This is a genomic window from Aggregatibacter kilianii (assembly GCF_003130255.1).
Lineage (GTDB): Bacteria > Pseudomonadota > Gammaproteobacteria > Enterobacterales > Pasteurellaceae > Aggregatibacter > Aggregatibacter kilianii.
In genome coordinates this window covers 728,782-754,918 of the sequence record NZ_NRCN01000001.1, presented here as the reverse complement: position 1 = coordinate 754,918, position 26,137 = coordinate 728,782, and the positions used below count along the sequence as shown (strand labels likewise).

25 protein-coding genes and 1 other RNA gene are annotated in these 26,137 nt (G+C 44.0%); 20 read left to right on the top strand and 6 right to left on the bottom strand.

Translation table 11 applies throughout. The annotated features are described in order from the left end of the window. Nucleotides 1–864 (bottom strand): protein YibB, encoded by an 864-nt coding sequence (yibB, locus tag DK428_RS03355; protein WP_109064707.1) that lies wholly within the window; start codon nt 862–864, stop codon nt 1–3. A gap of 164 nt (nt 865–1,028) precedes the next feature. On the opposite strand from yibB, the gene priA reads away from it, so the two are divergent. The 11 genes from priA (at nt 1,029) to DK428_RS03300 (ending at nt 15,291) form a co-directional block, all read left to right on the top strand. Further along, nucleotides 1,029–3,227, top strand: a complete 2,199-nt coding sequence (gene priA, locus DK428_RS03350) for a primosomal protein N' (RefSeq protein ID WP_109064708.1) — start codon at nt 1,029–1,031, stop codon at nt 3,225–3,227. Between the two features lie 103 nt (nt 3,228–3,330). Then, nucleotides 3,331–4,173, top strand: coding sequence for a cell division protein FtsN (ftsN, locus tag DK428_RS03345; protein ID WP_109064709.1), 843 nt, complete (start codon nt 3,331–3,333; stop codon nt 4,171–4,173). Nucleotides 4,174–4,375: 202 nt separating this feature from the next. Continuing rightward, nucleotides 4,376–4,942 (top strand): TetR/AcrR family transcriptional regulator, encoded by a 567-nt coding sequence (locus DK428_RS03340; protein ID WP_109090069.1) that lies wholly within the window; start codon nt 4,376–4,378, stop codon nt 4,940–4,942. 36 nt (nt 4,943–4,978) lie between these two features. Next, the gene (gene acrA, locus DK428_RS03335; protein WP_109064710.1) at nt 4,979–6,175 is read left to right on the top strand and encodes a multidrug efflux RND transporter periplasmic adaptor subunit AcrA; all 1,197 of its coding nucleotides are present in this window, start codon (nt 4,979–4,981) and stop codon (nt 6,173–6,175) included. Between the two features lie 13 nt (nt 6,176–6,188). Further along, complete coding sequence (acrB, locus tag DK428_RS03330; protein ID WP_109064711.1) at nt 6,189–9,287, top strand: multidrug efflux RND transporter permease subunit AcrB; 3,099 nt, start codon at nt 6,189–6,191, stop codon at nt 9,285–9,287. A 147-nt stretch (nt 9,288–9,434) separates the two neighbouring features. After that, a complete protein-coding gene (locus DK428_RS03325) occupies nt 9,435–10,235 on the top strand; it encodes a class I SAM-dependent methyltransferase (protein WP_109064712.1) in 801 nt (266 codons plus the stop codon). A gap of 421 nt (nt 10,236–10,656) precedes the next feature. After that, nucleotides 10,657–11,604 carry a magnesium/cobalt transporter CorA gene (corA, locus tag DK428_RS03320; protein WP_109064713.1) on the top strand — a complete coding sequence of 316 codons (948 nt, stop codon included), beginning with the start codon at nt 10,657–10,659 and terminating at the stop codon, nt 11,602–11,604. Between the two features lie 14 nt (nt 11,605–11,618). Continuing rightward, nucleotides 11,619–12,179 (top strand): YggT family protein, encoded by a 561-nt coding sequence (locus DK428_RS03315; protein WP_109064714.1) that lies wholly within the window; start codon nt 11,619–11,621, stop codon nt 12,177–12,179. 9 nt (nt 12,180–12,188) lie between these two features. Further along, nucleotides 12,189–12,500 carry a DUF167 family protein YggU gene (yggU, locus tag DK428_RS03310; protein WP_109064715.1) on the top strand — a complete coding sequence of 104 codons (312 nt, stop codon included), beginning with the start codon at nt 12,189–12,191 and terminating at the stop codon, nt 12,498–12,500. Nucleotides 12,501–12,588: 88 nt separating this feature from the next. Beyond that, nucleotides 12,589–13,248: an NAD(P)H-dependent oxidoreductase gene (locus tag DK428_RS03305; RefSeq protein WP_109064716.1), complete on the top strand. Its 660-nt coding sequence runs from the start codon at nt 12,589–12,591 to the stop codon at nt 13,246–13,248. Between the two features lie 69 nt (nt 13,249–13,317). Beyond that, the gene (locus DK428_RS03300; protein WP_109064717.1) at nt 13,318–15,291 is read left to right on the top strand and encodes an LTA synthase family protein; all 1,974 of its coding nucleotides are present in this window, start codon (nt 13,318–13,320) and stop codon (nt 15,289–15,291) included. Nucleotides 15,292–15,463: 172 nt separating this feature from the next. Here the strand turns inward: DK428_RS03300 and pgeF are convergent, their stop codons facing one another. After that, a complete protein-coding gene (gene pgeF / locus DK428_RS03295; protein ID WP_109064718.1) occupies nt 15,464–16,201 on the bottom strand; it encodes a peptidoglycan editing factor PgeF in 738 nt (245 codons plus the stop codon). A gap of 1 nt (nt 16,202) precedes the next feature. After that, nucleotides 16,203–17,177 carry a 23S rRNA pseudouridine(1911/1915/1917) synthase RluD gene (gene rluD, locus DK428_RS03290; protein WP_109064719.1) on the bottom strand — a complete coding sequence of 325 codons (975 nt, stop codon included), beginning with the start codon at nt 17,175–17,177 and terminating at the stop codon, nt 16,203–16,205. A gap of 106 nt (nt 17,178–17,283) precedes the next feature. On the opposite strand from rluD, the gene DK428_RS03285 reads away from it, so the two are divergent. Next, a complete protein-coding gene (locus tag DK428_RS03285) occupies nt 17,284–18,078 on the top strand; it encodes an outer membrane protein assembly factor BamD (protein WP_109064720.1) in 795 nt (264 codons plus the stop codon). A gap of 39 nt (nt 18,079–18,117) precedes the next feature. Here the strand turns inward: DK428_RS03285 and DK428_RS03280 are convergent, their stop codons facing one another. The 3 genes from DK428_RS03280 to DK428_RS03270 all read right to left on the bottom strand — a co-directional run bounded on the left by DK428_RS03280 (nt 18,118) and on the right by DK428_RS03270 (nt 19,295). Continuing rightward, complete coding sequence (locus DK428_RS03280) at nt 18,118–18,696, bottom strand: 5-formyltetrahydrofolate cyclo-ligase (protein ID WP_109064721.1); 579 nt, start codon at nt 18,694–18,696, stop codon at nt 18,118–18,120. Between the two features lie 15 nt (nt 18,697–18,711). After that, nucleotides 18,712–18,895, bottom strand: a non-coding RNA gene (gene ssrS / locus DK428_RS03275) — 6S RNA. A 91-nt stretch (nt 18,896–18,986) separates the two neighbouring features. Further along, a complete protein-coding gene (locus tag DK428_RS03270; RefSeq protein ID WP_005701766.1) occupies nt 18,987–19,295 on the bottom strand; it encodes a cell division protein ZapA in 309 nt (102 codons plus the stop codon). 130 nt (nt 19,296–19,425) lie between these two features. On the opposite strand from DK428_RS03270, the gene DK428_RS03265 reads away from it, so the two are divergent. From DK428_RS03265 to rplS, 8 genes are all read left to right on the top strand, one after another. Beyond that, nucleotides 19,426–19,974 carry a YecA/YgfB family protein gene (locus DK428_RS03265; protein WP_005701765.1) on the top strand — a complete coding sequence of 183 codons (549 nt, stop codon included), beginning with the start codon at nt 19,426–19,428 and terminating at the stop codon, nt 19,972–19,974. 12 nt (nt 19,975–19,986) lie between these two features. Then, the gene (gene pepP, locus DK428_RS03260; RefSeq protein ID WP_109064722.1) at nt 19,987–21,288 is read left to right on the top strand and encodes a Xaa-Pro aminopeptidase; all 1,302 of its coding nucleotides are present in this window, start codon (nt 19,987–19,989) and stop codon (nt 21,286–21,288) included. A 14-nt stretch (nt 21,289–21,302) separates the two neighbouring features. After that, nucleotides 21,303–22,508, top strand: a complete 1,206-nt coding sequence (gene ubiH / locus DK428_RS03255; protein ID WP_109064723.1) for a 2-octaprenyl-6-methoxyphenyl hydroxylase — start codon at nt 21,303–21,305, stop codon at nt 22,506–22,508. Nucleotide 22,509: 1 nt separating this feature from the next. After that, nucleotides 22,510–23,754, top strand: a complete 1,245-nt coding sequence (locus tag DK428_RS03250; protein ID WP_109064724.1) for an FAD-dependent monooxygenase — start codon at nt 22,510–22,512, stop codon at nt 23,752–23,754. Nucleotides 23,755–23,975: 221 nt separating this feature from the next. Then, nucleotides 23,976–24,224, top strand: a complete 249-nt coding sequence (gene rpsP, locus DK428_RS03245; protein WP_005701759.1) for a 30S ribosomal protein S16 — start codon at nt 23,976–23,978, stop codon at nt 24,222–24,224. Between the two features lie 24 nt (nt 24,225–24,248). Further along, entirely contained in the window at nt 24,249–24,776 is a 528-nt protein-coding gene (gene rimM, locus DK428_RS03240) for a ribosome maturation factor RimM (protein ID WP_065294751.1), read from the top strand. A 64-nt stretch (nt 24,777–24,840) separates the two neighbouring features. After that, a complete protein-coding gene (trmD, locus tag DK428_RS03235; RefSeq protein WP_109064725.1) occupies nt 24,841–25,593 on the top strand; it encodes a tRNA (guanosine(37)-N1)-methyltransferase TrmD in 753 nt (250 codons plus the stop codon). 125 nt (nt 25,594–25,718) lie between these two features. After that, entirely contained in the window at nt 25,719–26,069 is a 351-nt protein-coding gene (gene rplS, locus DK428_RS03230) for a 50S ribosomal protein L19 (protein ID WP_005701755.1), read from the top strand. Nucleotides 26,070–26,137: the final 68 nt, after the last annotated feature.

Here is a 26,137-nt window from a genome sequence, read left to right as displayed (position 1 = left end):
TTAGATAAAAAAGTCTTTTATTTTTTCTTTTAATGATATTTTACTGGTTTTATCAAATTTCTTAAATAGATGAAACCATCTTTCTTTTCCTAAATAATGAAGTTCGTAGAGATTTTTATGATTAAATAAGCTTAGTAAATATACTCCTTGATCATCGTCAATCATATTTTCTCTAAATAGGTGGTTTTGTGTGGATAGAATATTCTTAAAGAATGTTTTCCAATTTTCTTTAGTGCCTACTATTACACCACCAATAATAAAAGTACTATTATTAAAAATAGCGTGGTAAACATCATATTTAGAGTTTATCTTATATTTCCTTCTTATTGTAAATAGATGAATTTTATTGGGGTTGAAGTAATATCTCCATGTTTTTACATGATTTAATGTCTCCATTTTTCTTACATATCCAAAATCAACCCATGATACAAATTGAGTATTCACCAATCCTAACCTTATTGCTTTATAAACAAAAAAAGACTTTAGATTATTTACTAAAACATATGAGGGATGCCAATATTCGATATTTTTTAATAGATCTGGCCTTACTTTAGAAATGAATTCTTCACTATTTTGAATTTCCTGAATTCGTTTTAATGTTTTCTCAAATTTTTTAATATTAAACGGAATAATCATAGTGGGCTTATTTCCTCTGATATTCTTTATTCTTTCAATATGTTCATTATCAGAAAAAATAACCATTGGGTTATCTAGTGTTGCTAAATTAGAGAAATACTCAAAATAGGTGTCATTTGTTCTAGTCATATAGTCAGGTAATTCTTCTTTTGATTGAAGATTTCCTCTACCTATATCGAAAAATGCCGTTACGATGGTAATAAGATCATTGTTACTGGATGTGGTCATTGGGAATTACTCAGGCTAATAAATTGGAGTAATTATAAAGTTTTTTCAGTTTTCTCGTAATATAAAGTAGCGATTTTATTCTCTAGGCCAATCAATAATGATTTGTGTCTCAGCTACATATATAATGAACGCCAATAATTTTCATCCTAACAATTCTTGATCTTATGCCATTTGCCCGAATCGCACTTCCGGTGCCGCTACATCGCTATTTTGACTATGTCTTCCCTGCGTCAATGAAGGTTGTTGTTGGGGGGCGGGTGCTTGTGCCGTTTGGGACGCAGAAGCGAGTTGGCGTTGTAGTTGACGTAGTGGAACAGACGGAAGTGCCTGAAGAACAGTTGAAGCCTGTGTTAGCTTGTCTTGATGATACTTCATTGTTTTCAGCGGAAAGTTGGCAGTTCTTAAGTTGGGCGGCGAATTATTATCATGCGCCTTTGGGAGAAGTGTTGTCCCAAGCATTGCCGGTGAAGCTACGTCAAGGTGAAAGTGCGGTGGAGAAACAAAAAATTTTTTGGAAACCGACTGCACTTGGTGAGCAAGCGTTGGAGCAAGGCTTGTTAAAACGCTCGAAGAAACAGCTTGAAGCATTACAGGCGGCAAATGATGGGATGGAAAAAGGCAACAACCCATTTGGTAGCGGCATTTGGTCGGCGTTGAAAGCTAAAGAATACATTACCGAAATCGCTCAAGAACCGGAAATTCAAACCTGGCAACAGCAATTAGTTGATAAACCTATCGTCAATAAAGCTGATCGATTAACACTCAATAAACAACAAGCGTTGGTATTCAGCCAATTGAAATTTACCCAAGGGTTTGTCGCGTGGTTGTTGGACGGCGTGACGGGTTCCGGCAAAACGGAAATTTATTTGCAATTTATTGAAGAAATTTTAAATCAAGGCAAACAAGTGTTGCTCTTGGTGCCGGAAATCGGGCTAACGCCACAAACGGTAAGTCGTTTCCAAGCCCGTTTTAACGTGGTGATTGATGTGTTGCATTCCAATTTAAATGACACGCAACGATTACAAGTGTGGCAACGTGCGCGTAGTGGACAAAGTGCGGTCATTATTGGTACGCGATCAGCGCTGTTTACGCAATTTGCCGATTTAGGCGCGATTATTATTGATGAAGAACATGACGCGTCTTTTAAGCAACAAGACGGTTGGCGTTATCATGCCCGCGATTTGGCGGTGGTGTATGCAAAACAACTCAATATTCCTATTTTAATGGGATCGGCAACGCCTTGTTTGGAAAGTTTGAATAACGTGCAACAGGGAAAATATCAGCGCTTGTGCCTATCAGAAAAAGCCAATCAGTCCACCGCACTTCAACAACACGTCATTGATTTAAAACATCAGTCAATGCGTAACGGTTTATCGGAAATCCTGATAAAACGCATGCAGGCGCATTTAGAAAAAGGCAATCAGGTGTTGTTGTTTCTGAATCGACGCGGTTTTGCACCGGTTTTGCTGTGCCATGAATGCGGTTGGATGGCGGAATGTCGCCATTGTGATAAACCTTACACGTATCATCAACAACATAATGTCTTGCGTTGTCATCATTGTAGTGCACAAAAGCCAATTCCGCGCCAATGCGGCAATTGTGGTTCCACCCAATTAATCACCACGGGCTTAGGCACGGAGCAGTTGGAAGAAACCTTAAAAGCGGTTTTCCCAAATTACGGCATTGCCCGTATTGATCGTGATACGACAGCGCGCAAAGGCAAATTGGAAGGTTATTTAGCGGATATTCAACGGGGCAAAAGCCAAATTCTCATCGGGACGCAAATGTTGGCGAAAGGACACCATTTCCCGAATGTCACCTTAGTTGCATTGGTAAATGTGGATAGTGCGTTGTTTTCATTGGATTTTCGTGCGGAAGAACGGCTGGCTCAACTTTATATGCAGGTGGCAGGCCGTGCGGGGCGAGGGGCGCAGCAGGGGGAAGTGTTATTGCAAACCCATTATCCCGAGCATCCGCTATTACAAAGTTTATTGAAGCATGGCTATGATAATTTTGCCCAACAGGCATTGTCGTTGCGTCATAAAATGGGATTGCCGCCTTTTAGTTCGCAAGCATTATTTAAAGCCCAAAGTCGCCATAGCGAGGAGGCGGAACAGCTATTGGCGCAGTTTGCCGAGTATTTTTATGGCGTTAAGCAACATACTGCGCCCGAGTTACAAATTCTCGGTCCTATCACTGCGCCGTTCAGCAAAAAAGCGGGGCAATATCGTTGGCAATTATTGTTGCAACATCCTTCCCGCCTCATCTTGCAACAAGTGTTAAACGAATTTCAGACAAGTGGTTTAAATAAGCCCGTTCAAGTGCGGTGGGTTTTAGACGTAGATCCGCTAGATTTAGGCTAGTTTTGGCTTTGCTGTAGTCAATAAAGCAATTTTTCAGTAGAATTAGCGGAATTTTTTATTGTCATATAGTTAATTATTTTAGTTAGATTAAACAGGTTTTATTGTGGCTCAACGTGATTACGCCGCCCGTGGCGGTGCAAAGAAAAAGAAGAAACAGAAAAAAAATAACAAATCCTTGCTATTTATTATTGCGGCCGTTGTGGTAGCAGCTTTTGGTCTTGGGCTTTATTTATTAAAAGAAAAAGCGCCGGATCCTGTGGTTCAGCCTGTTGAAACGACAGAAAAAACGCAACCGAAAAGCGTGTTGCCAAATCGTCCGGAAGAAGTGTGGAGCTATATTAAAGCCTTAGAAACCCGCACTGTGCCGATTGATGATAATCCGAAGTCGTTAGATAAAAATATGCGTCTGACAGAAGAACAACGCAAGATTTTATCGCTCATGGAAGAAGAACAAAAACAAGCGGAATTGGCGCGTAGCAAAGCAGCCGAAGCTCAAGCAACCGCGCAACAACCCGCACAGCAGCCGACTCAGCAAGTCACACAGCAGGCGGTTCAACCACAAGCAAAACCGCAAGTGGTAGAGGCCAAAAAAACGACACCGCCAAAAGAAGAGAAGAAAGCGGAGCAAACCGTAAAAGTCGAGCCTCAGAAGAAACCTGAGCCGGTACCACAACCTCAGCCGCAGCAACAGGCTCCACAACCGGTGTCACAACAAACCACGAATAATGGGGAACGACGTTATGGCTTGCAATGCGGTGCATTCAAAAATAAAGCACAAGCCGATACATTACAGGCTAAATTAAGTGCTCTCGGTTTAAATGCTCGAGTTAATGCAAGTGCTGATTGGAATCGCGTGATAGTCGGTCCTGCAGGTGATCGAAATGCGGCAGTGAAAATGCAGGAAAAAGCCAAAAGCGTGATTAACTGCGTTGTCATTGGAATGTAATGAATGGGATTGCTATAAAAGTGCGGTGAAAAATCACCGCACTTTTTTATTTTTAACTTGCCAAAAGATAAAAAAACAATAAAATGAACGAACGTTCATTCAGTGGTATTGTATTTACTGTATGTGACCTACCTAAATGTGCAAATTAAAAGAAATTTTAACCGCACTTCTAACAATTAACCCAGTTTTATTAGTAACTTATATGAATCAGTCAGAAACCGATATGATCAAGCGGATTTTTACTGCTACGAATGACTTGATGGCGACAGTTGGCTTGCCAAACTTGTCCATGCACAAGATTGCCAAAGAAGCCAAGATTTCGCCGGGAACAATTTATATTTATTTCAAGAATAAAGATGAATTATTGGCACAGTTCGCACGGTATATTTTTAAATCTTTCCAAGAAACCTTGGGAAAAGATTACGATGAAAGCCAATCGTTTTTCCATCGCTATCGGCGAATGTGGTGGAATATTTGGCATTTTTTGGAACAAGATCCGACGATTGTTGCCAACATGGGAAAATATCAATCCCTACCCGGCTTTCACGAAATTTGCAGAGAATGGGAAAGCCAAGGCATTTGGCATGATTTTTGTACAAAAGCCGCAGAGGTAGATGAGGTCTGCGATTTGCCGCCTCACTTACTGTTTGCCATCTCGTTGGAAAGCTCGCTCAATATTGCATTTAAGTGCAAACAATTTGCTCAACGGGTTTCAATGGATATGCTGGAGTCGATTATCGAACGTACTTGGCGTGCCATTCAAAAATAATAACTTTAGTTACAGATAATATTCACGGAGTTTTTTATGAGTCAAACTCAAACCAATAGACCAAAGCGTTCTCACGTTTTTTTGTTGAAACTGACTTTAGGTATATTTGTACTCATTTTTATCGCAATGATTGTGATGAATTATATGAAATCAAAAGGCATTGCGGATTTCTTGGCAAATCAAGGTGAAACTCCCTCACCGGTAACGGCAATGACCATTACCACCCAACAATGGACGCCTGTGATTGAAACCACCGGTTTGGTTCGTCCTAATCAAGGTGCGATGTTAAGTGCGCAAAGTGCGGGTACGATTTCAAAAGTTTTGGTGACAAATGGCCAAAATGTGAAAAAAGGCGATTTGTTGGTTGAGTTGGATAGTTCCGTAGAACGTGCCAGTTTACAAGCTGCCGAATCGCAAGTGATTTCATTGCGCCAAACTTACCAACGTTATGCCAATCTGGCGAAAAGCGGCGGTGTTTCCCGTCAAGAGTTAGACAATGCGAAAGCGGCCTATGATGCGCAAGCGGCTAACGTGGAATCCTTAAAGGCTACCATTGAACGTCGTCAAATTGTTGCGCCCTTTGATGGTAAAGCCGGTATTGTGAAAGTTAATGTCGGTCAGTATGTGTCAAACGGCACGGAAATTGTACGTGTAGAAGATCGTAGCTCCATGAAAGTAGATTTTTCTATTGCGCAGAATTTATTGGATGAGTTGCGTATTGGTCAAAAAGTTACTGCGACCGCAGATGCCCGTTTAGGGGAAACCTTTGCGGCAAAAGTCACAGCCATTGAGCCTGCTATCAGCTCTTCAACGGGGTTGGTGGATGTTCAAGCGACGTTTGAGCCGGAGGACGGTGCAAAATTATTGTCCGGTATGTTTACCCGTTTGAATGTGGCATTGTCGACGGAATATGACCAAATCGTCGTGCCGCAAGTGGCGGTGAGCTATAACATGTATGGTGAATCACTTTATATTTTGACCGCACTTTCTGATGAGGAAAAAGAGAAATTTGCTAAACAAGGCGATGTGAACAAAATGTATCGCGCCAAACAAATTACTGTATTTACGAAAGACCGCCAAGGTATTTACGCCCAGTTAAAAGGCGATGAAGTGAAAATCGGCGATAAAATCATCACCGGCGGTCAGCAAAACTTAAGTAATGGCGCACTCGTTATTGTGAGTGATGAAGAGGGCGTTGGCACCACGCAACCGGCAAGTAAAACCAATCTCTAATTAGGAACAGCGAATGAAATTTACCGATATATTTATTCGACGTCCTGTTCTCGCAGTTTCGATTAGCTTGTTAATCATTATTTTAGGATTACAGGCAATTTCGAAACTGGCAGTGCGTGAATATCCTAAAATGACCACTACCGTAATTCAGGTTTCAACCGTCTATCCCGGTGCCGATGCAAACTTGATTCAGGCGTTCGTGACGTCCAAAATCGAGGAAGCGGTGGCTCAAGCGGACAACGTGGACTATATGTCTTCCAGCAGTAGCCCAAGTAGTTCAACTATTACGGTAAAAATGAAATTAAATACCGACCCGAATGCGGCACTTGCCGACGTGTTGGCGAAAGTGAACTCTGTGCGTTCCGAGTTACCGAGCGGAATTGAAGATCCATCGGTGACCTCTTCAACCGGCGGTTCGGGGATTATGTACATTAGTTTCCGTTCCAATAAATTGGATGCCAGCCAGGTGACCGACTATATTCAACGTGTGGTGAAACCGCAATTCTTTACCGTTGAAGGGGTGGCAAGCGTGGATATTTTCGGTGCGTCCGAATATGCCTTACGCATTTGGTTGGATCCGAAAAAGATGGCAGCACAAAACTTATCTGCCGCCACTGTTAGGTCTGCCTTATCCGCCAATAACGTGCAAACGGCGGCGGGTAACGACAATGGTTTTTATGTGGTATATAAAAACAAAGTGGATACCACCACAAAATCGGTAAATGAACTCGGCAATCTGATTGTTTCTTCCGATGGCGATAAACTCGTACGTTTACGCGATGTTGCGGATGTCGAGCTAAATAAATCAAGCGATACTGCCCGTGCAGTAGCCAATGGTTCCGATTCGGTGGTGTTGGGTATTAATCCGACCTCTTCAGCTAACCCGTTAACCGTGGCGGAAAAAATCCTTCCGTTATATGAAAGCATCAAAAATAACTTACCGGATGCTATTCAAACAGATATTTTATATAACAGTACCATCGCCATTAATAACTCCATTAATGAAGTGGTGAAAACGATTATGGAAGCAACCCTGATCGTATTGGTCGTGATCACTATGTTTATCGGTTCCTTCCGTGCGATTTTGATTCCGGTGATTACCATTCCGATTTCCCTTATCGGGGTAATCATGATGTTGCAGTCCTTGGATTTCTCCATCAATTTAATGACCTTGTTGGCCTTGATTTTGGCGATTGGGTTGGTGGTGGATGATGCCATTGTGGTGTTGGAAAACGTTGACCGCCATATTAAGCTGGGTGAAACGCCATTCCGAGCAGCGATTATCGGTACCCGCGAAATTGCCGTTCCGGTTATTTCCATGACCATCGCCTTGATTGCAGTATATTCTCCGATGGCATTAATGGGGGGAATTACCGGTACGTTATTTAAAGAATTTGCGCTAACGCTCGCCGGTGCGGTATTTATTTCCGGTATTGTGGCGTTAACCCTTTCTCCGATGATGACCAGTAAGTTGCTGAAAGATCACGATAAACCAAGTAAATTGGAAGAACGTGTTAACAACACATTAACCAAAGTCAACAACGCATATTCTTATGTCTTGGATTTGGTGATGGCGAATCGTAAGTGTATGTTGGCATTTGCGGGTGTTATTTTTGCCACATTGCCGGTGTTGTTTAATTCGCTCTCTACCGAACTTACGCCGACGGAAGACAAAGGCGCCTTCTTAGCTATCGGTTCTGCACCGTCTAACGTGAACGTTGATTATGTACAAGCGGCCATGGCACCGTATCAAAAAATCTTAACGGATACGGAAGAAGTACAATTTGCGATGACCATTTCAGGGGTGCCAAGCACTAACCAGTCCTTAAACGTGGTGACGTTGAAAGATTGGAGTGAGCGTTCCAGAAGCCAAACAGACGTGTTGAAAGAGTTAAACACCAAAGCTAAAGCCATTCCGGAAGTGTCCGTCAGTGGTTTCGCTTTCCCGGAAATTGATACCGGGGAACAGGGCCCGCCGATTGGTTTTGTGATTAGCACCTCAAAAGGCTATGAAGATTTGGCCAATGTTGCTGGCAAGTTTTTAGATGCTATGCAAAAGTCAGGCAAATTCGTTTATACGGATTTGGATTTGAAATTTGATACAGCACAAATGCACATCAAAATTGATCGTGAAAAAGCAGGGACTTACGGCATTACTATGCAACAAATTAGTGCTACGTTAGGGAGCTTCTTATCTGCCGCCACGGTCGAACGTGTAGATATTGACGGTCGTGCGTATAAAATTATTTCACAGGTGAAACGCGAAAACCGTTTATCGCCGGAAAGCTGGAATAGTTACTATGTTTCCGCTTCGAATGGAACTTCTGTGCCGCTCAGCAGCTTAGTGAGCATGACGTTAGAGCCACAACCAAGCTCTTTGCCGCGTTTCAGTCAGTTGAACTCTGCGGTGATTAGTGCCGTACCAATGCCGGGTGCTTCCATCGGGGATGCGATTCAATGGCTACAAGACAATTCAAAAGAATTGTTACCACAAGGCTATAACTACGACTTCAAAGGTGAAGCGCGTCAGTTGGTACAAGAAGGCAACGCGTTAGCGGTGACTTTCGTGTTGGCGGTGGTTATCATCTTCTTGGTGTTGGCGATTCAGTTTGAATCCATTCGTGACCCGATGGTAATTATGATTTCCGTGCCGTTGGCGATCAGTGGCGCATTATTGGCGTTAAACGCATTCGGTTTTGTCGGCAAAGCCGGTGCTACACTGAATATTTACTCTCAAGTAGGCTTGATCACACTGGTCGGCTTAATCACCAAGCACGGTATTTTAATGTGTGAAGTGGCAAAAGAAGAGCAGCTCAATCACGGCAAAAGCCGTATTGAAGCCATTACCGAAGCGGCCAAAGTGCGTTTACGTCCGATTCTAATGACGACTGCAGCGATGATTGCCGGTCTGATTCCGTTGCTTTATGCCACAGGCGCAGGCGCGGTGTCCCGTTTCAGTATCGGTATCGTGATTGTTTCAGGCCTGGCGGTTGGTACGTTGTTTACCCTGTTTGTGTTGCCGGTCATTTATTCCTATGTTGCAAGCGAACACAAACCGCTACCGGAATTTGATGAAAACATTAAACCGATTGAAGGTGAAATTAACCATTAATCCCGAATGTTTGTAGAACTTACCGCACTTTTGAGCAATCAAAGTGCGGTTTTTTTCTGCGTTAAATCTTTTTAACGTTATATTTCAAAGCATATAACATTGCAGTAAAATCTATCACCAAAATCAACCACATTTTTAGGATATGCCATGACCATTTACGACATTGATTTCAACCAGCTTTACAAACAACATCTCATTGCCTGCAACCATTACAATTTGCCACCTGAAAAATGGGACAAGAAAGCAGCCAAGATGGCGGAAAATCTGGTGGGGAAAGCCAGCCGTTATAATCAACAACTATTGGAAACTATGCAGGTGCAACCTGACGAAACCGTGCTTGATATCGGTTGTGGACCAGGCACGTTCACCATTCCTTTGGCACAGCAAGGCAGCCAAGTATATGCCTTGGATTATAGCACGGGGATGTTGGATGTATTGGCGGAATATAAACAAAAACTGCAACTGGCGAATTTAAATCTGATTCGTCGTTCTTGGGCCGAGGATTGGAACGATGTGCCGCAAGTGGATGTGATTTTAGCGTCGCGTTCCACCTTGGTGGACGATTTAGACGACATGATCGAGAAACTCTGTGCCAAAGCAAAAAAACGGGTGTATCTCACTTCCGTGACGCAACGTCATTTTTTGGATGAGGGCGTATTTGCCGCGATCGGACGCGAAGACATCGGTTTTCCGACCTATATTTATTTGCTGAATCGACTTTATCAAAAAGGCATTCAAGCGAACCTGAGCTTCATTGAAACGGAATCCGGTCGCTTTATGGGAGAAACCTATGAGGATTTGCTCGGTTCCGTAGAATTTTCTCTTGGCCCGTTAAATGAAAAAGAAAAGCAGGGCTTAACGGCATTTTATCGCCAAAAACAACAAAATAACGAACCTATTAAACACGGCCAGCGCAAATGGGCGTTGATTTGGTGGAATATCGATTAAAAGTGCGGTGAGATTTTGCGGTATTTTTTGAACCTGAACGTGTTATTCGGCGAAGGTGATTTTTTCTCCTTCGCCTTGACGAAGTAGCCTTTCAGGCGTAACATTGCGCGCGATTTAGTAACAAGAGGACACACACTTTGGACAGTCACAGTCGATACCGAATAGAGTTTTCACTGTAACTATCGCCCGTCTCACTTATCGGCGATGGTTTCGTTGGTAAGTTTCGTTTACCTTTCTCTTTTTCGGCATCTTTTCCGTCAGACGAAAATTTGCAATACCTTTATCATTACCGCTTTCTTTTTAGTCGTTGAAAAACACGCGTAAAAACGACCGCACTTTTGATCGCCAAACTTGGTAATGATTTATTCGTTTGATTGTTTGTTCATTGCGTTGTGCGTAGTCCAATCGGGAGTATGACAAAATGATAAATGCCTTTGCCCTTGAAGATGCTCGCTTAGTTCGTATCGACGAATCTGCCGAGCCGTTAAACACCGCCATTTGGCTTGATTTAATTGAACCGACCGTAGAAGAACGGGAAACCTTGCAGGAAAGTTTAGGCCAAAGTTTGGCCTCTTTCTTGGAATTAGAAGACATCGAAGCATCCGCGCGTTTTTTTGAAGACGAAGACGGTTTGCACTTGCACTCTTTCTTTTATTGTGAAGATGAAAACGATTATGCGGATTTGGCCAGCGTAGCGTTCACCATTCGTGACGGACGTTTGTTCACTTTGCGTGATCGCGAATTACCAGCGTTCCGTTTGTATCGGATGCGTTCCCGTAATCAGCGTTTAATCGAATGTAATTCATACGAACTATTGCTGGATTTATTTGAAACCAAAATTGAGCAGCTGGCGGATGTAATTGAAAACGTGTATGCGGATTTGGAAAAATTAAGCCGCGTGGTGTTAAACGGAACCCAAGGGGAAGCCTTTGATGAAGCCTTGGCGACTTTAACAGAACAAGAAGACACCAGTTCCAAAGTGCGTTTGTGTTTGATGGATACGCAGCGAGCGCTCAGTTTCTTGGTGCGTAAAACCCGTTTGCCGGCAAATCAGTTAGAACAGGCACGTGAAATTTTACGAGATATTGAATCTTTGCAGCCGCATAATGAATCCCTGTTCCAAAAAGTGAACTTCTTGCTCCAAGCGGCCATGGGTTTTATTAATATTGAACAGAACCGCATTATCAAAATCTTCTCCGTTGTGTCGGTCATTTTCCTACCACCGACGTTGGTTGCCTCTAACTACGGCATGAACTTTACCGATATGCCTGAACTTGGGTTAAAATTCGGCTATCCAATGGCGTTGGGGTTAATGGCGCTGGCGGCGTTTGCGCCGTACTGGTATTTCAAACGTAAAGGTTGGTTATAATTTAAGGAAACATAATGAATTCAATCCAATTTCTGATTTCTACCGCAATTAGCGTGTATAGCTTTATTTTAATTTTACGTGTGTGGTTTCAAGTGGCTAAAGTGGATTTCTACAATCCGTTATCGCAAACTTTAGTGAAAGCCACCCAACCGGCGATTAGCCCGTTAAGTAAATTTGCTCCGACCATAAAAGGCATTAATACCGCCGCGTTATTGGCGTGTTTTATTTTAGGCGTGGTGAAATTCCCTCTGTTAAATTTGTTTGGCACCCTTCTCGGCGCGTCCTTGTTTGAATATGCCATTATCGGCGCATTAAGCGTGGTGCATAGCATCGGCGAAGCAATTTTTTATGTGTTGTTGGTGGGGGCGATTTTAAGCTGGTTTAACCGTGGCGCAGGCCAGGCGCAATATATTTTGTATCAACTGAGCGAACCCGTATTAGGTCCCGTTCGTAAAATTTTGCCAAACACCGGCATGATCGATTTCTCGCCGATGGTTGTTGTCTTCGTGCTGTATTTGCTCAACCGCGTGTTATATGACATTTTTGGCGACCTTTGGGCCGCCGCTGCTTTTTAAGGACACATGATGGTGGCCGTAGAACAAATCGGTGCGGATTTGCGCCTGAGAATTTTTTTACAACCCAAAGCCGCCAAAGATCATATTGTCGGTTTGCATGATGACGAATTAAAAATCAGCATTACCGCCCCGCCTATTGATGGGCAGGCCAACGCCCATCTTCTCAAATTTTTAAGTAAACTCTTCAAAGTGCCGAAAAGTAGCATTGTGTTGGAAAAAGGCGAACTTAATCGCCATAAACAGATTCTAATCCCTAGCCCTAAGATCATTCCGTCCCAAATTGAATCCTATCTTGAGATCATAAAGCGTAGTGAACAATGAGGGTGTTTTTTTACTGGACAAAATAATAAATAAGCGGACAATCTAGCCGTTTATTTTTAGTCCTATAATTCATTACAAGGAGAATTCAATGAGCGTCACCAAGCAACAAGTATTAGATGCCTTCCATTTTCGTTGTGCCACAAGGTATTACGACCCTGCCCGTAAAATCAGCAAAGAAGATTTTGACTATATTTTAGAACTTGGTCGCCTGTCGCCAAGCTCTGTAGGGTCCGAGCCATGGCAATTTTTAGTGGTACAAAATCCTGAATTACGCCAAGCCTTAAAGCCTTTCTGTTGGGGCATGGCAACGCAGTTGGACGATGCCAGCCATGTGGTGGTGATTTTGGCGAATAAAAATATGCGTTATGATTCCGAGGATTTTCGTGCCAACCTTGTACGTCGCGGTTTAACTGAAGAACAAATTCAAGCCAATATGGCCATTTATCAACGCTTCCAAACAGAACACATAAACGTTTTAGAAAACGACCGCACTTTATTTGATTGGGCAAGCAAACAAACCTATATCGCACTTGCCAACATGATGACGGGGGCTGCCTTGATCGGCATTGATAGCTGCCCAATCGAAGGCTTTAATTATGCGGAAGTCAACCGTATTTTGGCGCAAACCGGTGCTTACGATGCCGACAAATACGCAGTATCTGTGGCCGTGACATTTGGCTATCGCGCTAAGGATATTCGTCCGAAAGGCCGTAAGCCGCTTAACGAAATCGTTCATTGGATCGAATAATCTTTCATCAAATCTGCTCGTCACTTTAATAGCCTAAAAGAGCGGATTTTTTACATTTTGGAGACTGAAATGTCACGACATTTATTTACGACAGGTAAACCTCGTTCGCTACTGTTCCCGATTTTTTTCTTTTCCTTGATTAACCTTATTGTGTTTACCTTGTCCCGTCTTGGTCTGTCTTTATGGCAACTGGAACGTGTCAATGCGGTCGAGGGCTGGAGCCAGTTATTCTTACAAGGCTTGCGCATGGATGTGGTGTCCCTGTGTTATTTATTTGGTGTACCGGCATTATTGACTGTATTGCTTTATCATCAAAACGCGTTAGGGCGCATTTGGCAGAGCATTTTACGCTTCTGGTTGACCGCTGGCAGTGTATTCATTTTGTTTATGGAACTGGCCACTCCGGCGTTTATTGAAACCTATGATTATCGCCCGAACCGCCTGTTCATTGAATATTTGATTTACCCTAAAGAAGTGTTCTCCATGCTGATGGAAGGGCATTTAAGTGCGGTCATTTTTAGCCTCGTTTTTACGTTCATTGCTGTGGTGGTGTATTGGAAACTGGCCGGTTGGGCGGTACGCAATATCACGCCAATGCGTTGGACGTGGCGCCCTGTGGTGGCGTTATTGGTGATTGCCTTGAGTTTTCTCGGTGCGCGTTCTAGTTTTCAACACCGCGGAATCAACCCGGCCATGGTGGCATTTTCCTCTGATGCCATGGTGAACTCTTTGGTGCTGAACTCAGGTTATTCTGTGATTTATGCGGCGCAACAATTTAAAGACGAAGGTACCTCGTCTGAAGCCTACGGTAAGATGGATGTGGAAGAAATGTTCTCCATTGTGAAAAATAGCGGAAGCCGTCCGGCGGAGGCCTATGTTTCCAAGGAAATTCCAACCTTGACCCGTAACCAGGCTACCTACCAAGGCAAACCGAAAAATATCGTGATTATTTTGGAAGAAAGTCTCGGTGCGCAATTTATCGGTACCTTAGGTGGTTTGCCGCTGTCACCAGAATTTGACAAGTTGGCACAGCAAGGTTGGTTGTTTGATAATTTATACGCCACCGGCACCCGTTCCGTACGCGGTATTGAAGCGGTTACCGCTGGTTTCACTCCAACGCCGGCACGTGCTGTGGTTAAACTTAACAACAGCCAACGCGGTTTCTTCACCTTGGCGCAATTATTAAGTCAACGGGGTTACGATACGTCCTTTATTTATGGTGGGGAAAAGCATTTTGATAATATGGCAGGCTTTTTCTACGGTAATGGCTTTAAACGTATTATCGACCAAATGGATTATCAAAACCCGAGCTTTACCGGGACTTGGGGGGTGAGTGACGAAGACTTGTTCACTAAAGCCAATGAGACCTTTACCCAATTACACAAAGAAGGCAAACCATTCTTCAGCTTGGTATTCAGCTCCAGCAACCATGATCCATTTGAGTTTCCGGACGGCAAAGTCGATCTGTACGAACAGCCTAAAGCCACTCGTAACAATGCGGCAAAATATGCGGATTATGCGATTGGACATTTCTTCAAATTGGCGAAGGCATCCAATTATTGGCAAGACACTATTTTCTTAGTGATTGCCGACCACGACTCCCGTGTTGCCGGCGCCAGCTTGATGCCGATTAAGCATTTCCACATTCCGGCATTGATTTTGGGCGAAGGCATCGAACCACGTCGTGATAACCGTTTGGTTAGCCAATTTGATATGCCGACTACTTTGCTTTCCTTGGCAGGGATTAGTGGCGATTACCCGATGATCGGTTATGACCTCACTAAACCAAACAATCCAAACCGCGCCATTATGCAGTACGACCAAGTACAGGCACTTATGCGCGGCAATGATGTGGTGATTCAATTTCCGAAAGTGGGCGCCAAAACCTACCGCTACGACAAAGCCACTGAAACCTTAACGGAAGCGGAAGTGCCGCAAAGCATGGTCAAAGAAGCCTTGGCTCACGCGCTGTTGGGTAGCTATTTGTATAAGCACCGCTTATACACAACGCCGGAAATTAAACAGGCGGAAAGCAAGCGCTAATTTTGAAATGAAAAGTGCGGTTGAAATTCACGATGGATTTTGAAATTGCCGTGGGTAATTTATTACCCACGGTTACGCATGGCTCAGCCCCTTTGGGGCTGTTTTCAATTTTCTAAGGGAGAATGATGACTTAATCCGAGCTAACTCATCACCCTGATCAAAAATGAGGATTTTATTCCTCAATCCAAATCACTGACGCCATTCTTCCTGTTGCATTATCTCTTCGATAAGAAAAGAAGTTTTCCGTTTCAAGATAGGTGCAGTGTTCGCCACCGCTGATTTGGGTGATGCCAAGGGCGTTGAGACGTTGAGTGGCGATTTGGTAAAGATCGCCGAGGAATTTGCCTTCGGCTACAGGATCAGCGATGAAGGCGGATGCTGCTTGGGGATCTTGCGCAACAAATTGATCGATAACCTCTTGTCCCACTTGGAAGGCTGTTGGGCCAATAGCCGGTCCAAACCAAGCTAAGATGTCTTCATGCGGGCATTCAAATTTAGCGATGGTTTGTTCCAATACGCCATCGCATAATCCGCGCCAACCGGCATGGGTAGCAGCCACTTCCGTGCCCTGTTTATTGGTGAATAATACGGGCAGACAATCGGCAGTCATCACCAAACACACTTGATTTGGTTGGTTGGTGTAAACCGCATCGGCATTGAAACTTTCTCCGTCATAAGGCAGGGTTAATACGCGCGTGCTATGAGTTTGGTTTAAGAACAACGGCATTTGTGGCAAATGGAATTTCTCCACCAATAAAGTGCGGTTGATTTTCACGGCGTTTTTATCGTCCCCTACATGATCACCCAAATTAAAACTGTCATAAGGCGCAAGGCTCACACCGCCATGGCGCAGGGTAGTGAATGCCTGAATCTGTTGAGGTGCGTTCCAGCTCGGTTTGATGGCTTGCATATTAATAATCCAATTCGTCTTTGTGTAACACGTAATCCGCTTTCAGCGCGGTGATTAATTCCACAAAATCTTCCGGTAACGGCGCGTACCATTCCATCATTTCACCACTGATTGGGTGTTGTAAACGTAACATTACGGCGTGTAATGCCTGGCGCTTAAAATTACGCAGGACGTTCATTAGCTCTTCGCTTGCATTTTTCGGGGGGCGCGGGCGGCCGCCATAGGTTTGATCACCTAATAACGGATGGGCGAGATGCGCCATATGCACACGGATTTGGTGGGTACGTCCGGTTTCTAAACGCAAACGTAGGCGGGTGTAATCGCGGAAGCGTTCCATAATACGATAGTGGGTGACGGCAGGTTTACCCATCGGATGTACCGCCATGTGCGTGCGTTTGGTAGGGTGGCGTGCCATAGGTTCATCCACGGTACCGCCTTTGGTCATAATGCCGCAGGCAACGGCTTCATATTCGCGGGTGATTTTGCGTTTTTGCAAATCACGTACCAACTGCGTTTGCGTGGGAATGGTTTTTGCTACCACCATCAAGCCCGTGGTGTCTTTATCTAAGCGATGCACAATGCCCGCGCGCGGCACTTCGGCAATTTGCGGGTAATGATAAAGCAGAGCGTTGAGCACCGTACCTTTGGGGTTGCCTGCGCCGGGGTGAACCACCAGATCTTTCGGTTTGTTAATGACGAGAATATCATCATCTTCATAAACGATATTTAACGGAATATTTTCCGGCTCGAAACGGGTTTCATCTTCAATTTCTACGGTAATTTCAATGTGTTCATCGCCGTAAACTTTGGTACGCGGCACATTTTGCACGGCACCATTGACCAGCACCAAGTCGTCTTCGATCCACGTCTTCAAACGGGAGCGGGAGTAGTCGGGGAACAATTCCGCCAAGGTTTGGTCTAAGCGCTGTCCCATTTGCTGCGGTTGCACGGTTGCCGAGAGAGTAATTTGTGCCATAAATAAAAAATCCGTTAATCAAGTTTGCTTATTTAGCAATGTTCTATACAATATCGGGCAATTGTAACTCATTTCTCATTTTTCGTAAAAATAAGGATTCTATTCAATGCGTAAACTTAAATCCTTTGCATTGCTTACCGCTATGGCGTTGGCGGTGACCGCATGTTCCGGTTCCAAGCAAGATGTAGAACAAGCGCCGGAGCAAACCTTATACAGTATCGGGCAAAACTATTTGCAAGAAGGGGATTATAGTCAAGCAATCCGTTATTTAACGGCGGTAAACAATCGTTTCCCGGGTAGCTCTTATAGTGAACAGGTGCAATTAAATTTGATTTATGCTTACTATAAATCACAAGATTACACCGAAACGTTAGTTACCGTTGACCGATTTATTCAACGTTTTCCTAACAGTCGCCATTTAGATTACGCCTTGTATATGGCGGGGTTAACCAATTCCGCGTTGGGCGATAATTTCTTCCAAGATTTCTTCGGTGTGGATCGTGCAACCCGTGAGAATACGTCTATTAAAACCGCATTTGCCAATTTCCAAACCTTGGTGCAACACTTCCCGAATAGCCCTTACACGCCTGATGCGTTGGCGCGTATGGCGTATATTAAAGCCAGCCTTGCGCGTCATGAACTGGATATTGCGAAGTTTTATTTCAAACGTGATGCTTACGTGGCGACAGCCAACCGCGTGGTTTCTATGTTGAAGCTATATCCGGACACACAAGCCACATTAGATGCGTTGCCGTTAATGAAAGAATCTTATGAAAGAATGAATTTAAAACAGCTGGCAGATCAAACCGCGAGAATTATTGCCGCCAATGAAGGCAAAAAATTTGATGAGCCGGAAAAACCAAAAGAGCCGGATCTCAAAGCGCCTAGCGCAGTGCAATAATCCAATCAAAAAACCTCTGACAAGTCGGAGGTTTTATTTTTAGCCCACAAAGATTCGCTCTAACGGCATATCCCAGCTTTCAACGGGTAAAGCATCCACCTGCTGACATTGATGTGCTAAACCTACCGGAATGAAACGTTGCTGTTGCCAATGTTGCAACGTGCGATCGTAAAATCCCCCTCCCATGCCTAGACGGTTTCCCTGCTTATCAAAGGCGACCAATGGCGTGAAGATCACATCCAATTGCTCAAGCGGAAGCACATTTTGTACGTTTAAGTGCGGTTCAAAAATCCCATATTTATTTTGTTTCATGGGGGTGTCGGGCAAATAATGCAAAAATAGCAAATGCCCTTTACAAAATGGATGAAGCACCGGCAAATAAACGTTTTTTCCCTGTTGCCATAATTGTTCAATGAGCGGTTGTGTAGCAATTTCGCCGTCCACGGCAAGATACAAGGCAATATTGCGTGCTTGATGTTGTTCAATGAACGAAAGGGCTTGTTGGGTAATGCGTTGGGCGGCTTGTTGTTGCTGAAGTGCGGTCAAATTTTGACGCGTTTTTCGAATGTGTTGGCGAAGTTGCTGACGCAGTTCAGTGGTTGAGGGCAGTGTCTGCATAGATGTTGTATCGGAGAGGAACCCGAGGTGCCGTTGTAGGTGGTCGGTCCTTGAACCCTACGGTTCAAGGGAATTAGTTGAAATCATTTTTAGGCTTCTTAGTCGAGCTAAGCCTGCACACCAATGACAGGAAACCAATTCATAAAATTAAAAGTATCGGCTCAGGGACGTAACCCACTGGCGAACACCTCAGGAAATTCTTTTATTTAATACTACTCGAAATTACACTTAATGACTAGCAATAATTCATTTTGTCACATTACTTTTAGTTATCCGAAATGCCTATAAAATCAATAGGAATTGAGCTTTTGACCGGTGATATTTTCAAGTGAATGATCGAGTGGTCGGAGGATTTTATTTTTCAAGACATCTTCAATCAAATGCGTTTTTTGTTGTTCTTGCATCAACTCAAAACTTAAATTTAAGGCAACGATGGAAAGCACTTTGTCAACTTGCAAAATTCCGGTACGTTCTTTCATTTCTGACACGCGTTGATCTAATTCGCGGGCGGCATTGCGCAATGCTTCGTGTTGTTCTTCCGGACAATTTAAGCGTAACAACTGCCCTAATACGGATAATTCAATACTTTTAGATGACATTTTTTGCCCCAAACTCGTTAATTAAAACTGTGCGCATTATGCCATAGGCGGGAAAACTTGCCAATTTCTAAACTGGTTGCCTACCGTGAAGAGTGATAAACTAAGGGCAATTTCAACAAGGATAATTTCAATGACAACAATTTCTTATCAAAATCTGAATCAACAACTCCAACAAGCCGGCATCCCGCTTTCTGCTGCTGAATTACACGGTTTTTTAAGCGGCTTAATTTGCGGTGGGATTCAAGATCAAAGTTGGCAACCGTTGCTTTATCAATTCACGAACGATAACCACGCCTATCCAACCACACTTTTAACGCAAATTACCGACATTTATCAGCAAACCCGCCGAGATTTGGCCGATAACGAAAGTTTTGATTTCGAACTTTGCCTGCCGGAAACGGATAATGTGTTTGAATTGGCGGATGGCTTGGCGGAATGGTCGAACCACTTTTTGCTCGGTTTAGGATTGGCACAACCGCATTTGGATAAAGAAAAAGGCGACATTGGTGAAGCGGTGGACGATTTACATGACATTTGCCAGTTAGGATACGAAGAAGATGATGATCCGGAGGAACTGGCACAAGCGGTGGAAGAGATCGTGGAATATGTACGTACCATCGCCACCTTGTTTTTTACCCATTTCACCAAACAAGAAGATAAACAACCGACGTTACATTAATAAGGACACAATATGGATCTCGCATACATGGCGGCGTTACCTAAGGAAGAATTTGCTCAACGCCGAGCCAAGGTTTTTGAACAAATGCAGGACGATTCCCTGTTTTTAGTATTTTCCGATATTGAACGCCGCCGCAATGACGGCTGTGATTATCCTTTCCGTCAGGACAGTTATTTCTGGTATTTAACCGGTTTTAATGAGCCGAATTCAGCATTGTTATTGCGTAAACAGCTAGGTGAACAGCAGGCGATCATTTTTGTACGCCCGTCCGATAAATTACTGGAAATTTGGAACGGACGCCGTCTTGGCGTGGACAATGCGCCGCAAACCTTGTTGGTGGATACCGCTTACGCCATCGAAGAGTTTGTACCGCAGTTTAAAAATTTAGCGCAAAAACAGACCGCACTTTATTACGCACCGAAGCAACAGCCTTGGGGCGATGCCTTGCTGGAACAAAGTGCGGTGGAATTTTTGAGTGTTTTTAATTGGAAGCCGATGCTCGGTGAGATGCGCCTGTTCAAATCGGAAAATGAAATTGCGCTCATGCAACAAGCGGGGCAAATCAGCGCGCTTGCACACATTAAAGCCATGCAACAAACCCGCCCGAACCGTTTGGAATATGAGGTGGAAAGCGATATTCTGCATGAATTTAATCGCTTCGGCGCGCGTTATCCTTCCTATAACAGCATTATTGCCGGTGGTGAAAACGCCTGCATTTTGCATTATTCGGAAAATGATATGCCGTTGCGCGACGGCGATTTGGTGCTTATTGATGCGGGCTGCGAATTTGCCATGTATGCAGGCGATATTACCCGTACTTTCCCGGTAAACGGTAAATTTAGCGAGGCGCAAAAAGCGATCTATGAGATTGTCCTACAAGCGCAAAAACGCGCCATTGAATTGTTGGTACCGGGCAGCTCCATTGCGAAAGCGAACGAAGAAGTCATTCGTATTAAAACCGAAGGTTTAGTGCGTTTAGGCATTCTGAAAGGCGACGTAGATGAATTAATCGAACAAAAAGCGTATCGTGAATTTTATATGCACGGTCTAGGGCATTGGCTCGGCTTGGATGTACATGATGTGGGCGAATATGGTGAAAATCGTAACCGCACTTTGGAACCGGGCATGGTGATCACTGTAGAGCCGGGATTGTATTTATCTAAAGACGCCGATATTCCGGAGCAATACAAAGGCATTGGCATTCGTATTGAAGACGATTTGTTGATCACCGACTACGGCAATAAAAATCTCACCTCTGCGGTGCCGAAAGAAATTGCCGACATTGAAAAATTAATGGCGGATGCGCGGGCTTAAGGAAGGATGAGGCGATGAAGTATGATGTGATGATTGTTGGCGGGGCGATGTCCGGTGCAACTTTAGCATTGGCGTTGGCATCACTGACGCGAGGTCAAATGCACATTGCGGTGATTGAAAAACAGCCACTACAGTCTCCGTCACAAAGCGGGCAAAAAAACGGTTTTGATGCCCGTCATATCGCCTTATCTGCCGGTAGTTGTCATCATTTCAGCCATATTCAATTACCGTCCCAACATTCTCTGTGGGATTACATTCAACCTATTACCACGCCTATTAAGCAAATTCACATTTCCGACAAAGGCCATAGCGGCATCGTAGAATTTAACGCGTCGGAATTCCAGCTTGAACAGTTGGGCGCCACGATTGCTTTAAATCAAGTGGGGCAATATCTACTCAATGCCATTGGACAATATGTCAACATTGACTATTTTGCGCCACATTCCGTACAGCAGATTGAACGTTGTGCGGAGCAGGTTGAGATCACCTTAGATAACCATCAAAAATTAAGTACGAAATTAGTTGTTGGTGCAGACGGAAGTCGTTCGGCGGTGGCAAGTACGGTCAATATTTCACAAGAAATTTTGCATGACTACGGTCAAACCGCCATTATTGCCAATGTGGAAACGCAACAACCTCATCACCATCGCGCTTTTGAACGTTTTACTGCCGAAGGCCCCATTGCATTGTTGCCGATTGGCGATAATTTGATGTCATTGGTATGGTGCGTTCGTGATCCGGAGCCTTTATTGGCACTCGATGATAAGGCATTTTTAAATGCCGTACAACGTACGTTTGGATGGCGTTTAGGTAAATTTACCCGTTGTAGCCGCCGTTTTAGTTATCCGCTGAGTTTATCGCGCGCTTCACAACACATTCAGGAGCGTGTTGCCTTAGTGGGCAATGCCGCGCAGACGCTACATCCGGTGGCGGGACAAGGGTTTAATTTGGGTATTCGCGATATTATACAGTTGGCCAATATGCTAAGTGGCGCCTTTATAGCGGAACAAGACCTGGGTGCCTATTCGGTTTTGCAAGCCTATGAACAACATCGTCAACAGGATCAGCGTCAAATGATTCATTTCACTGATAATCTGTTATCAATTTTTGCCAATAACTTATTGCCGTTACAAATTGCGCGTAATTTGGGGTTAATGGCGCTTGCTCAATCTTCTTGGTTACGTCAGGCCTTTGCAAAACCGACGCTAGGGTGGATTTAATATGAAAACATTTGATGTGGTGATTATTGGCGGTGGCATGACAGGCTTGGCACTTGCTGCCGCATTGCAATCAAGCGGGTTAAGTATTGCAATTATTGAGTCTAATCCGCCAAAAGGGTTTTCTCTTGAGCAATTCAGCCCGCGTGTCAGTGCGTTAAATCTTGCCAGCAGCCAATGGTTGGAGGAATTGGGCGCATGGCAACGTATTACACAACAACGGGTTGCGCCTTATGATGCTATGTATGTGTGGGAACGGGATAGTTTCGCCAAAATTGAATTCAATACACAGGGTTTAGGTGTACCACAACTGGGACATATCGTAGAAAACGAGTTAATTCGTCAGGCGTTATGGGAGCGGATGGCACAACAAAAAACACATGACATTTTACTTACAACCGAATCCGGTTTGGTTGTTCGCACCGTTAGCAGAGCTGATGTTCAAAAACCGGTGGATTTTGTGACCGCACTTCCGCGCAGTTTAGGCGTCACTGATCGTAATGCTATTCTGACCTTGGAAGATGGACAAATGTTGTCGGCAAAATTAGTGGTGGGCGCAGATGGTGCGAATTCTTGGGTACGCAAGCAGGCGGATATTCCGCTGACGTTTCGTGATTATGGGCATTCCGCGTTGGTGTGTCATGTGCAAACGGAGCAACCGCACACGCATTGCGCGCGCCAAGTGTTTAGCTCAGATGGCGTGTTGGCATTTCTGCCTTTGGCTCAGGATAATTATTGTTCTATCGTGTGGTCGTTGCCACCGGAACAGGCGGATTATTTGCTACATTGTGAGACATCCGAATTCAATAAAAAACTTACTGTTGCTTTCGATCATAAATTGGGTTTGTGTCAGCTACAAAGTAAGCGCTACACGTTTAAATTAACCGCTCGCTATGCCCGTAACTTCGCGCAAAATCGGATCGCATTGATTGGCGATGCCGCGCATACCATTCATCCGTTGGCGGGGCTTGGCGTAAATTTAGGTTTTCAAGATGCGAAAATGTTGGCGCAAGCTATTTTAGCCAATGAACAATTAGGCGTGGATTTTGGCGAATACCGTTATTTACGCCATTATGAGCGCAACCGAAAGGTTGAAGCGGCCAAGATGTTACTTGTTATGCAAGGCTTAAAAGACTTATTTAGCGGCGATCATCCGCTGAAAAAATTGGTTCGCGGTTTAGGGTTGAGCGCAACCGATAAAATGGGATTGGTAAAAGAGCAGTTGATTAAGCAGGCATTGGGGTTGTAAAAACGTCATAAAAAATGACCGCACTTTATCGCCGATTTGCGTTAAAAATTTCCCTTCCTAATAAAGCCTAAACATGGATTTCATCTTGCTTTTTACAGGGAAAAGAGTACAATCCACAGGCTTTTTGTCTATATATACAGAGAAAAAAGTAAGTTTAACTCTCATTTAACTTTCGATATTTGAGGGTTTTCTTTTTGTAATCAAATTATTAGAGGAAGGTTATGGTAACCATTCGTTTATCTCGTGGCGGAGCTAAAAAACGCCCATTTTACCAAATCGTAGTTGCTGACAGCCGTTCACCACGTGACGGTCGTTTCATTGAGCGTGTTGGTTTCTTCAATCCAATCGCACAAGGCAATGCAGAACGTGTTCGTATCAATTTAGACCGTGTTAACCACTGGGTTAGCCAAGGTGCTTCATTGTCCGATCGCGTTGCGAGTTTAGTAAAAGAAGCGCAAAAAGCCGCGTAATTTTACTTTTTTGAGGTGATGAATATGCAACAACAAAGAATCGAAACTGTCGGCAAATTAGGATCGACTTATGGTATTCGCGGTTGGTTACGTATTTACTCATCCACAGAACAAGCTGAAAGTATCTTTGATTATCAACCTTGGTTTTTGAAAATCAAAGGGCAGTGGCAGCCGACCGAACTGGAAAACTGGCGTCATCATAATCACGAACTTATCGTCAAGTTAAATGGTGTCGATGATCGTGAGGCGGCGCAAATCCTGGCCAATGTGGAAATCGGTGTCGATTTATCGGTATTTCCGCAACTGGAAGAAGGGGATTACTACTGGCACGATTTAATCGGTTGTGCGGTGGTGAATCTGGAAGGTTATGCCATGGGAACCGTAACCGAAATGATGGAAACCGGTTCTAATGATGTATTGGTGGTAAAAGCCAACGTAAAAGATGCTTTCGGGAAACAAGAGCGGTTAATTCCGTTTTTGTATGAACAAGTAGTTAAAAGAGTCGATCTCGCCACTAAGACAATTACAGTGGATTGGGACGCTGGTTTCTAATCTCAGGTATGCCGTAGCGCTTTGCGGTAACATTAACATAAGGCTCAAAAGTTAAGGCTAAATTATGTGGATTGGGGTAATAAGTCTGTTCCCTGAAATGTTTAAAGCAATTACGGAATACGGGGTAACCGGCAGGGCTGTTAAGCAAAGTCTGTTGCAAGTGCAGTGCTGGAATCCAAGAGATTTCACACACGATAAGCACAAAACCGTGGATGACCGTCCTTATGGCGGAGGCCCGGGAATGCTGATGATGGTGCAACCGTTAAAGGGTGCTATTGATTCGGCGAAGGCTGCGGCAGGCGAAGGTGCAAAAGTGATTTATCTCTCGCCACAAGGTCGTAAACTCGATCAGCAAGGCGTAGAGGAATTAGCGCAGAATCAGAAATTGATTTTGTTATGCGGCCGATATGAAGGCATTGACGAGCGTTTGATTGAAACGGTTGTTGATGAAGAATGGTCGGTAGGTGATTATGTCCTCACCGGCGGTGAATTACCGGCAATGACGTTAATTGACGCAGTTGCCCGTTTTATTCCCAGTGTACTCGGTAAACAGGCTTCCGCAGAGGAAGATTCGTTTGCTGACGGGTTACTGGATTGCCCGCATTATACGCGTCCTGAAGTGCTTGACGGATTAACCGTGCCATCCGTGCTGATGTCGGGACACCATGAGGAAATTCGCAAATGGCGGTTAAAACAATCGTTATTGAGAACATGGTTACGACGCCCTGAGCTACTGGAAGGCCTAGCTCTGACTGACGAACAACGTAAGCTGTTAAAACAGGCGCAAGCCGAATATCAGCAGTCTTTTGCAAAATAGTTTAATCAAGATACAAGTGGCAAGCTGAAGGCAGTACATCTAGTACGACGAAGCGTAGCCACGCAGTAAATTGATTAAAATATGAAGCAAGATATCAGTTAATTCTAGGATTAAGGATTATTAAAATGTCTAACATCATTAAACAACTTGAACAAGAACAATTAAAACAAAACGTACCTAGCTTCCGTCCGGGTGACACATTAGAAGTTAAAGTATGGGTTGTTGAAGGTAGCAAACGTCGTTTGCAAGCGTTCGAAGGCGTGGTTATTGCAATTCGTAACCGTGGCTTGCATTCCGCATTTACTGTGCGCAAAATCTCCAACGGTGTTGGCGTTGAGCGTGTATTCCAAACCCACTCTCCGGTTGTAGAGAGCATCGTTGTGAAACGTAAAGGTGCTGTACGTAAAGCGAAACTTTACTACTTACGCGCGCTTTCCGGTAAAGCGGCTCGTATCAAAGAGCGTTTGGGCGAATAATTTCGCAAACCAAAAGAAAAGGCTTGGGTTTCCAAGCCTTTTTTGTTTGTAAATAAAAGTTGCCTTAA

Bases quoted from the DNA above. Each gene is read 5' to 3' on its own strand.
- yibB (WP_109064707.1), bottom strand. From the start codon at position 864: ATGACCACATCCAGTAACAATGATCTTATTACCATCGTAACGGCATTT.
- priA (WP_109064708.1), top strand. From the start codon at position 1,029: ATGCCATTTGCCCGAATCGCACTTCCGGTGCCGCTACATCGCTATTTT.
- DK428_RS03340 (WP_109090069.1), top strand. From the start codon at position 4,376: ATGAATCAGTCAGAAACCGATATGATCAAGCGGATTTTTACTGCTACG.
- acrA (WP_109064710.1), top strand. From the start codon at position 4,979: ATGAGTCAAACTCAAACCAATAGACCAAAGCGTTCTCACGTTTTTTTG.
- acrB (WP_109064711.1), top strand. From the start codon at position 6,189: ATGAAATTTACCGATATATTTATTCGACGTCCTGTTCTCGCAGTTTCG.
- DK428_RS03325 (WP_109064712.1), top strand. From the start codon at position 9,435: ATGACCATTTACGACATTGATTTCAACCAGCTTTACAAACAACATCTC.
- corA (WP_109064713.1), top strand. From the start codon at position 10,657: ATGATAAATGCCTTTGCCCTTGAAGATGCTCGCTTAGTTCGTATCGAC.
- DK428_RS03315 (WP_109064714.1), top strand. From the start codon at position 11,619: ATGAATTCAATCCAATTTCTGATTTCTACCGCAATTAGCGTGTATAGC.
- yggU (WP_109064715.1), top strand. From the start codon at position 12,189: ATGGTGGCCGTAGAACAAATCGGTGCGGATTTGCGCCTGAGAATTTTT.
- DK428_RS03305 (WP_109064716.1), top strand. From the start codon at position 12,589: ATGAGCGTCACCAAGCAACAAGTATTAGATGCCTTCCATTTTCGTTGT.
- DK428_RS03300 (WP_109064717.1), top strand. From the start codon at position 13,318: ATGTCACGACATTTATTTACGACAGGTAAACCTCGTTCGCTACTGTTC.
- pgeF (WP_109064718.1), bottom strand. From the start codon at position 16,201: ATGCAAGCCATCAAACCGAGCTGGAACGCACCTCAACAGATTCAGGCA.
- rluD (WP_109064719.1), bottom strand. From the start codon at position 17,177: ATGGCACAAATTACTCTCTCGGCAACCGTGCAACCGCAGCAAATGGGA.
- DK428_RS03285 (WP_109064720.1), top strand. From the start codon at position 17,284: ATGCGTAAACTTAAATCCTTTGCATTGCTTACCGCTATGGCGTTGGCG.
- DK428_RS03280 (WP_109064721.1), bottom strand. From the start codon at position 18,696: ATGCAGACACTGCCCTCAACCACTGAACTGCGTCAGCAACTTCGCCAA.
- DK428_RS03270 (WP_005701766.1), bottom strand. From the start codon at position 19,295: ATGTCATCTAAAAGTATTGAATTATCCGTATTAGGGCAGTTGTTACGC.
- DK428_RS03265 (WP_005701765.1), top strand. From the start codon at position 19,426: ATGACAACAATTTCTTATCAAAATCTGAATCAACAACTCCAACAAGCC.
- pepP (WP_109064722.1), top strand. From the start codon at position 19,987: ATGGATCTCGCATACATGGCGGCGTTACCTAAGGAAGAATTTGCTCAA.
- ubiH (WP_109064723.1), top strand. From the start codon at position 21,303: ATGAAGTATGATGTGATGATTGTTGGCGGGGCGATGTCCGGTGCAACT.
- DK428_RS03250 (WP_109064724.1), top strand. From the start codon at position 22,510: ATGAAAACATTTGATGTGGTGATTATTGGCGGTGGCATGACAGGCTTG.
- rpsP (WP_005701759.1), top strand. From the start codon at position 23,976: ATGGTAACCATTCGTTTATCTCGTGGCGGAGCTAAAAAACGCCCATTT.
- rimM (WP_065294751.1), top strand. From the start codon at position 24,249: ATGCAACAACAAAGAATCGAAACTGTCGGCAAATTAGGATCGACTTAT.
- trmD (WP_109064725.1), top strand. From the start codon at position 24,841: ATGTGGATTGGGGTAATAAGTCTGTTCCCTGAAATGTTTAAAGCAATT.
- rplS (WP_005701755.1), top strand. From the start codon at position 25,719: ATGTCTAACATCATTAAACAACTTGAACAAGAACAATTAAAACAAAAC.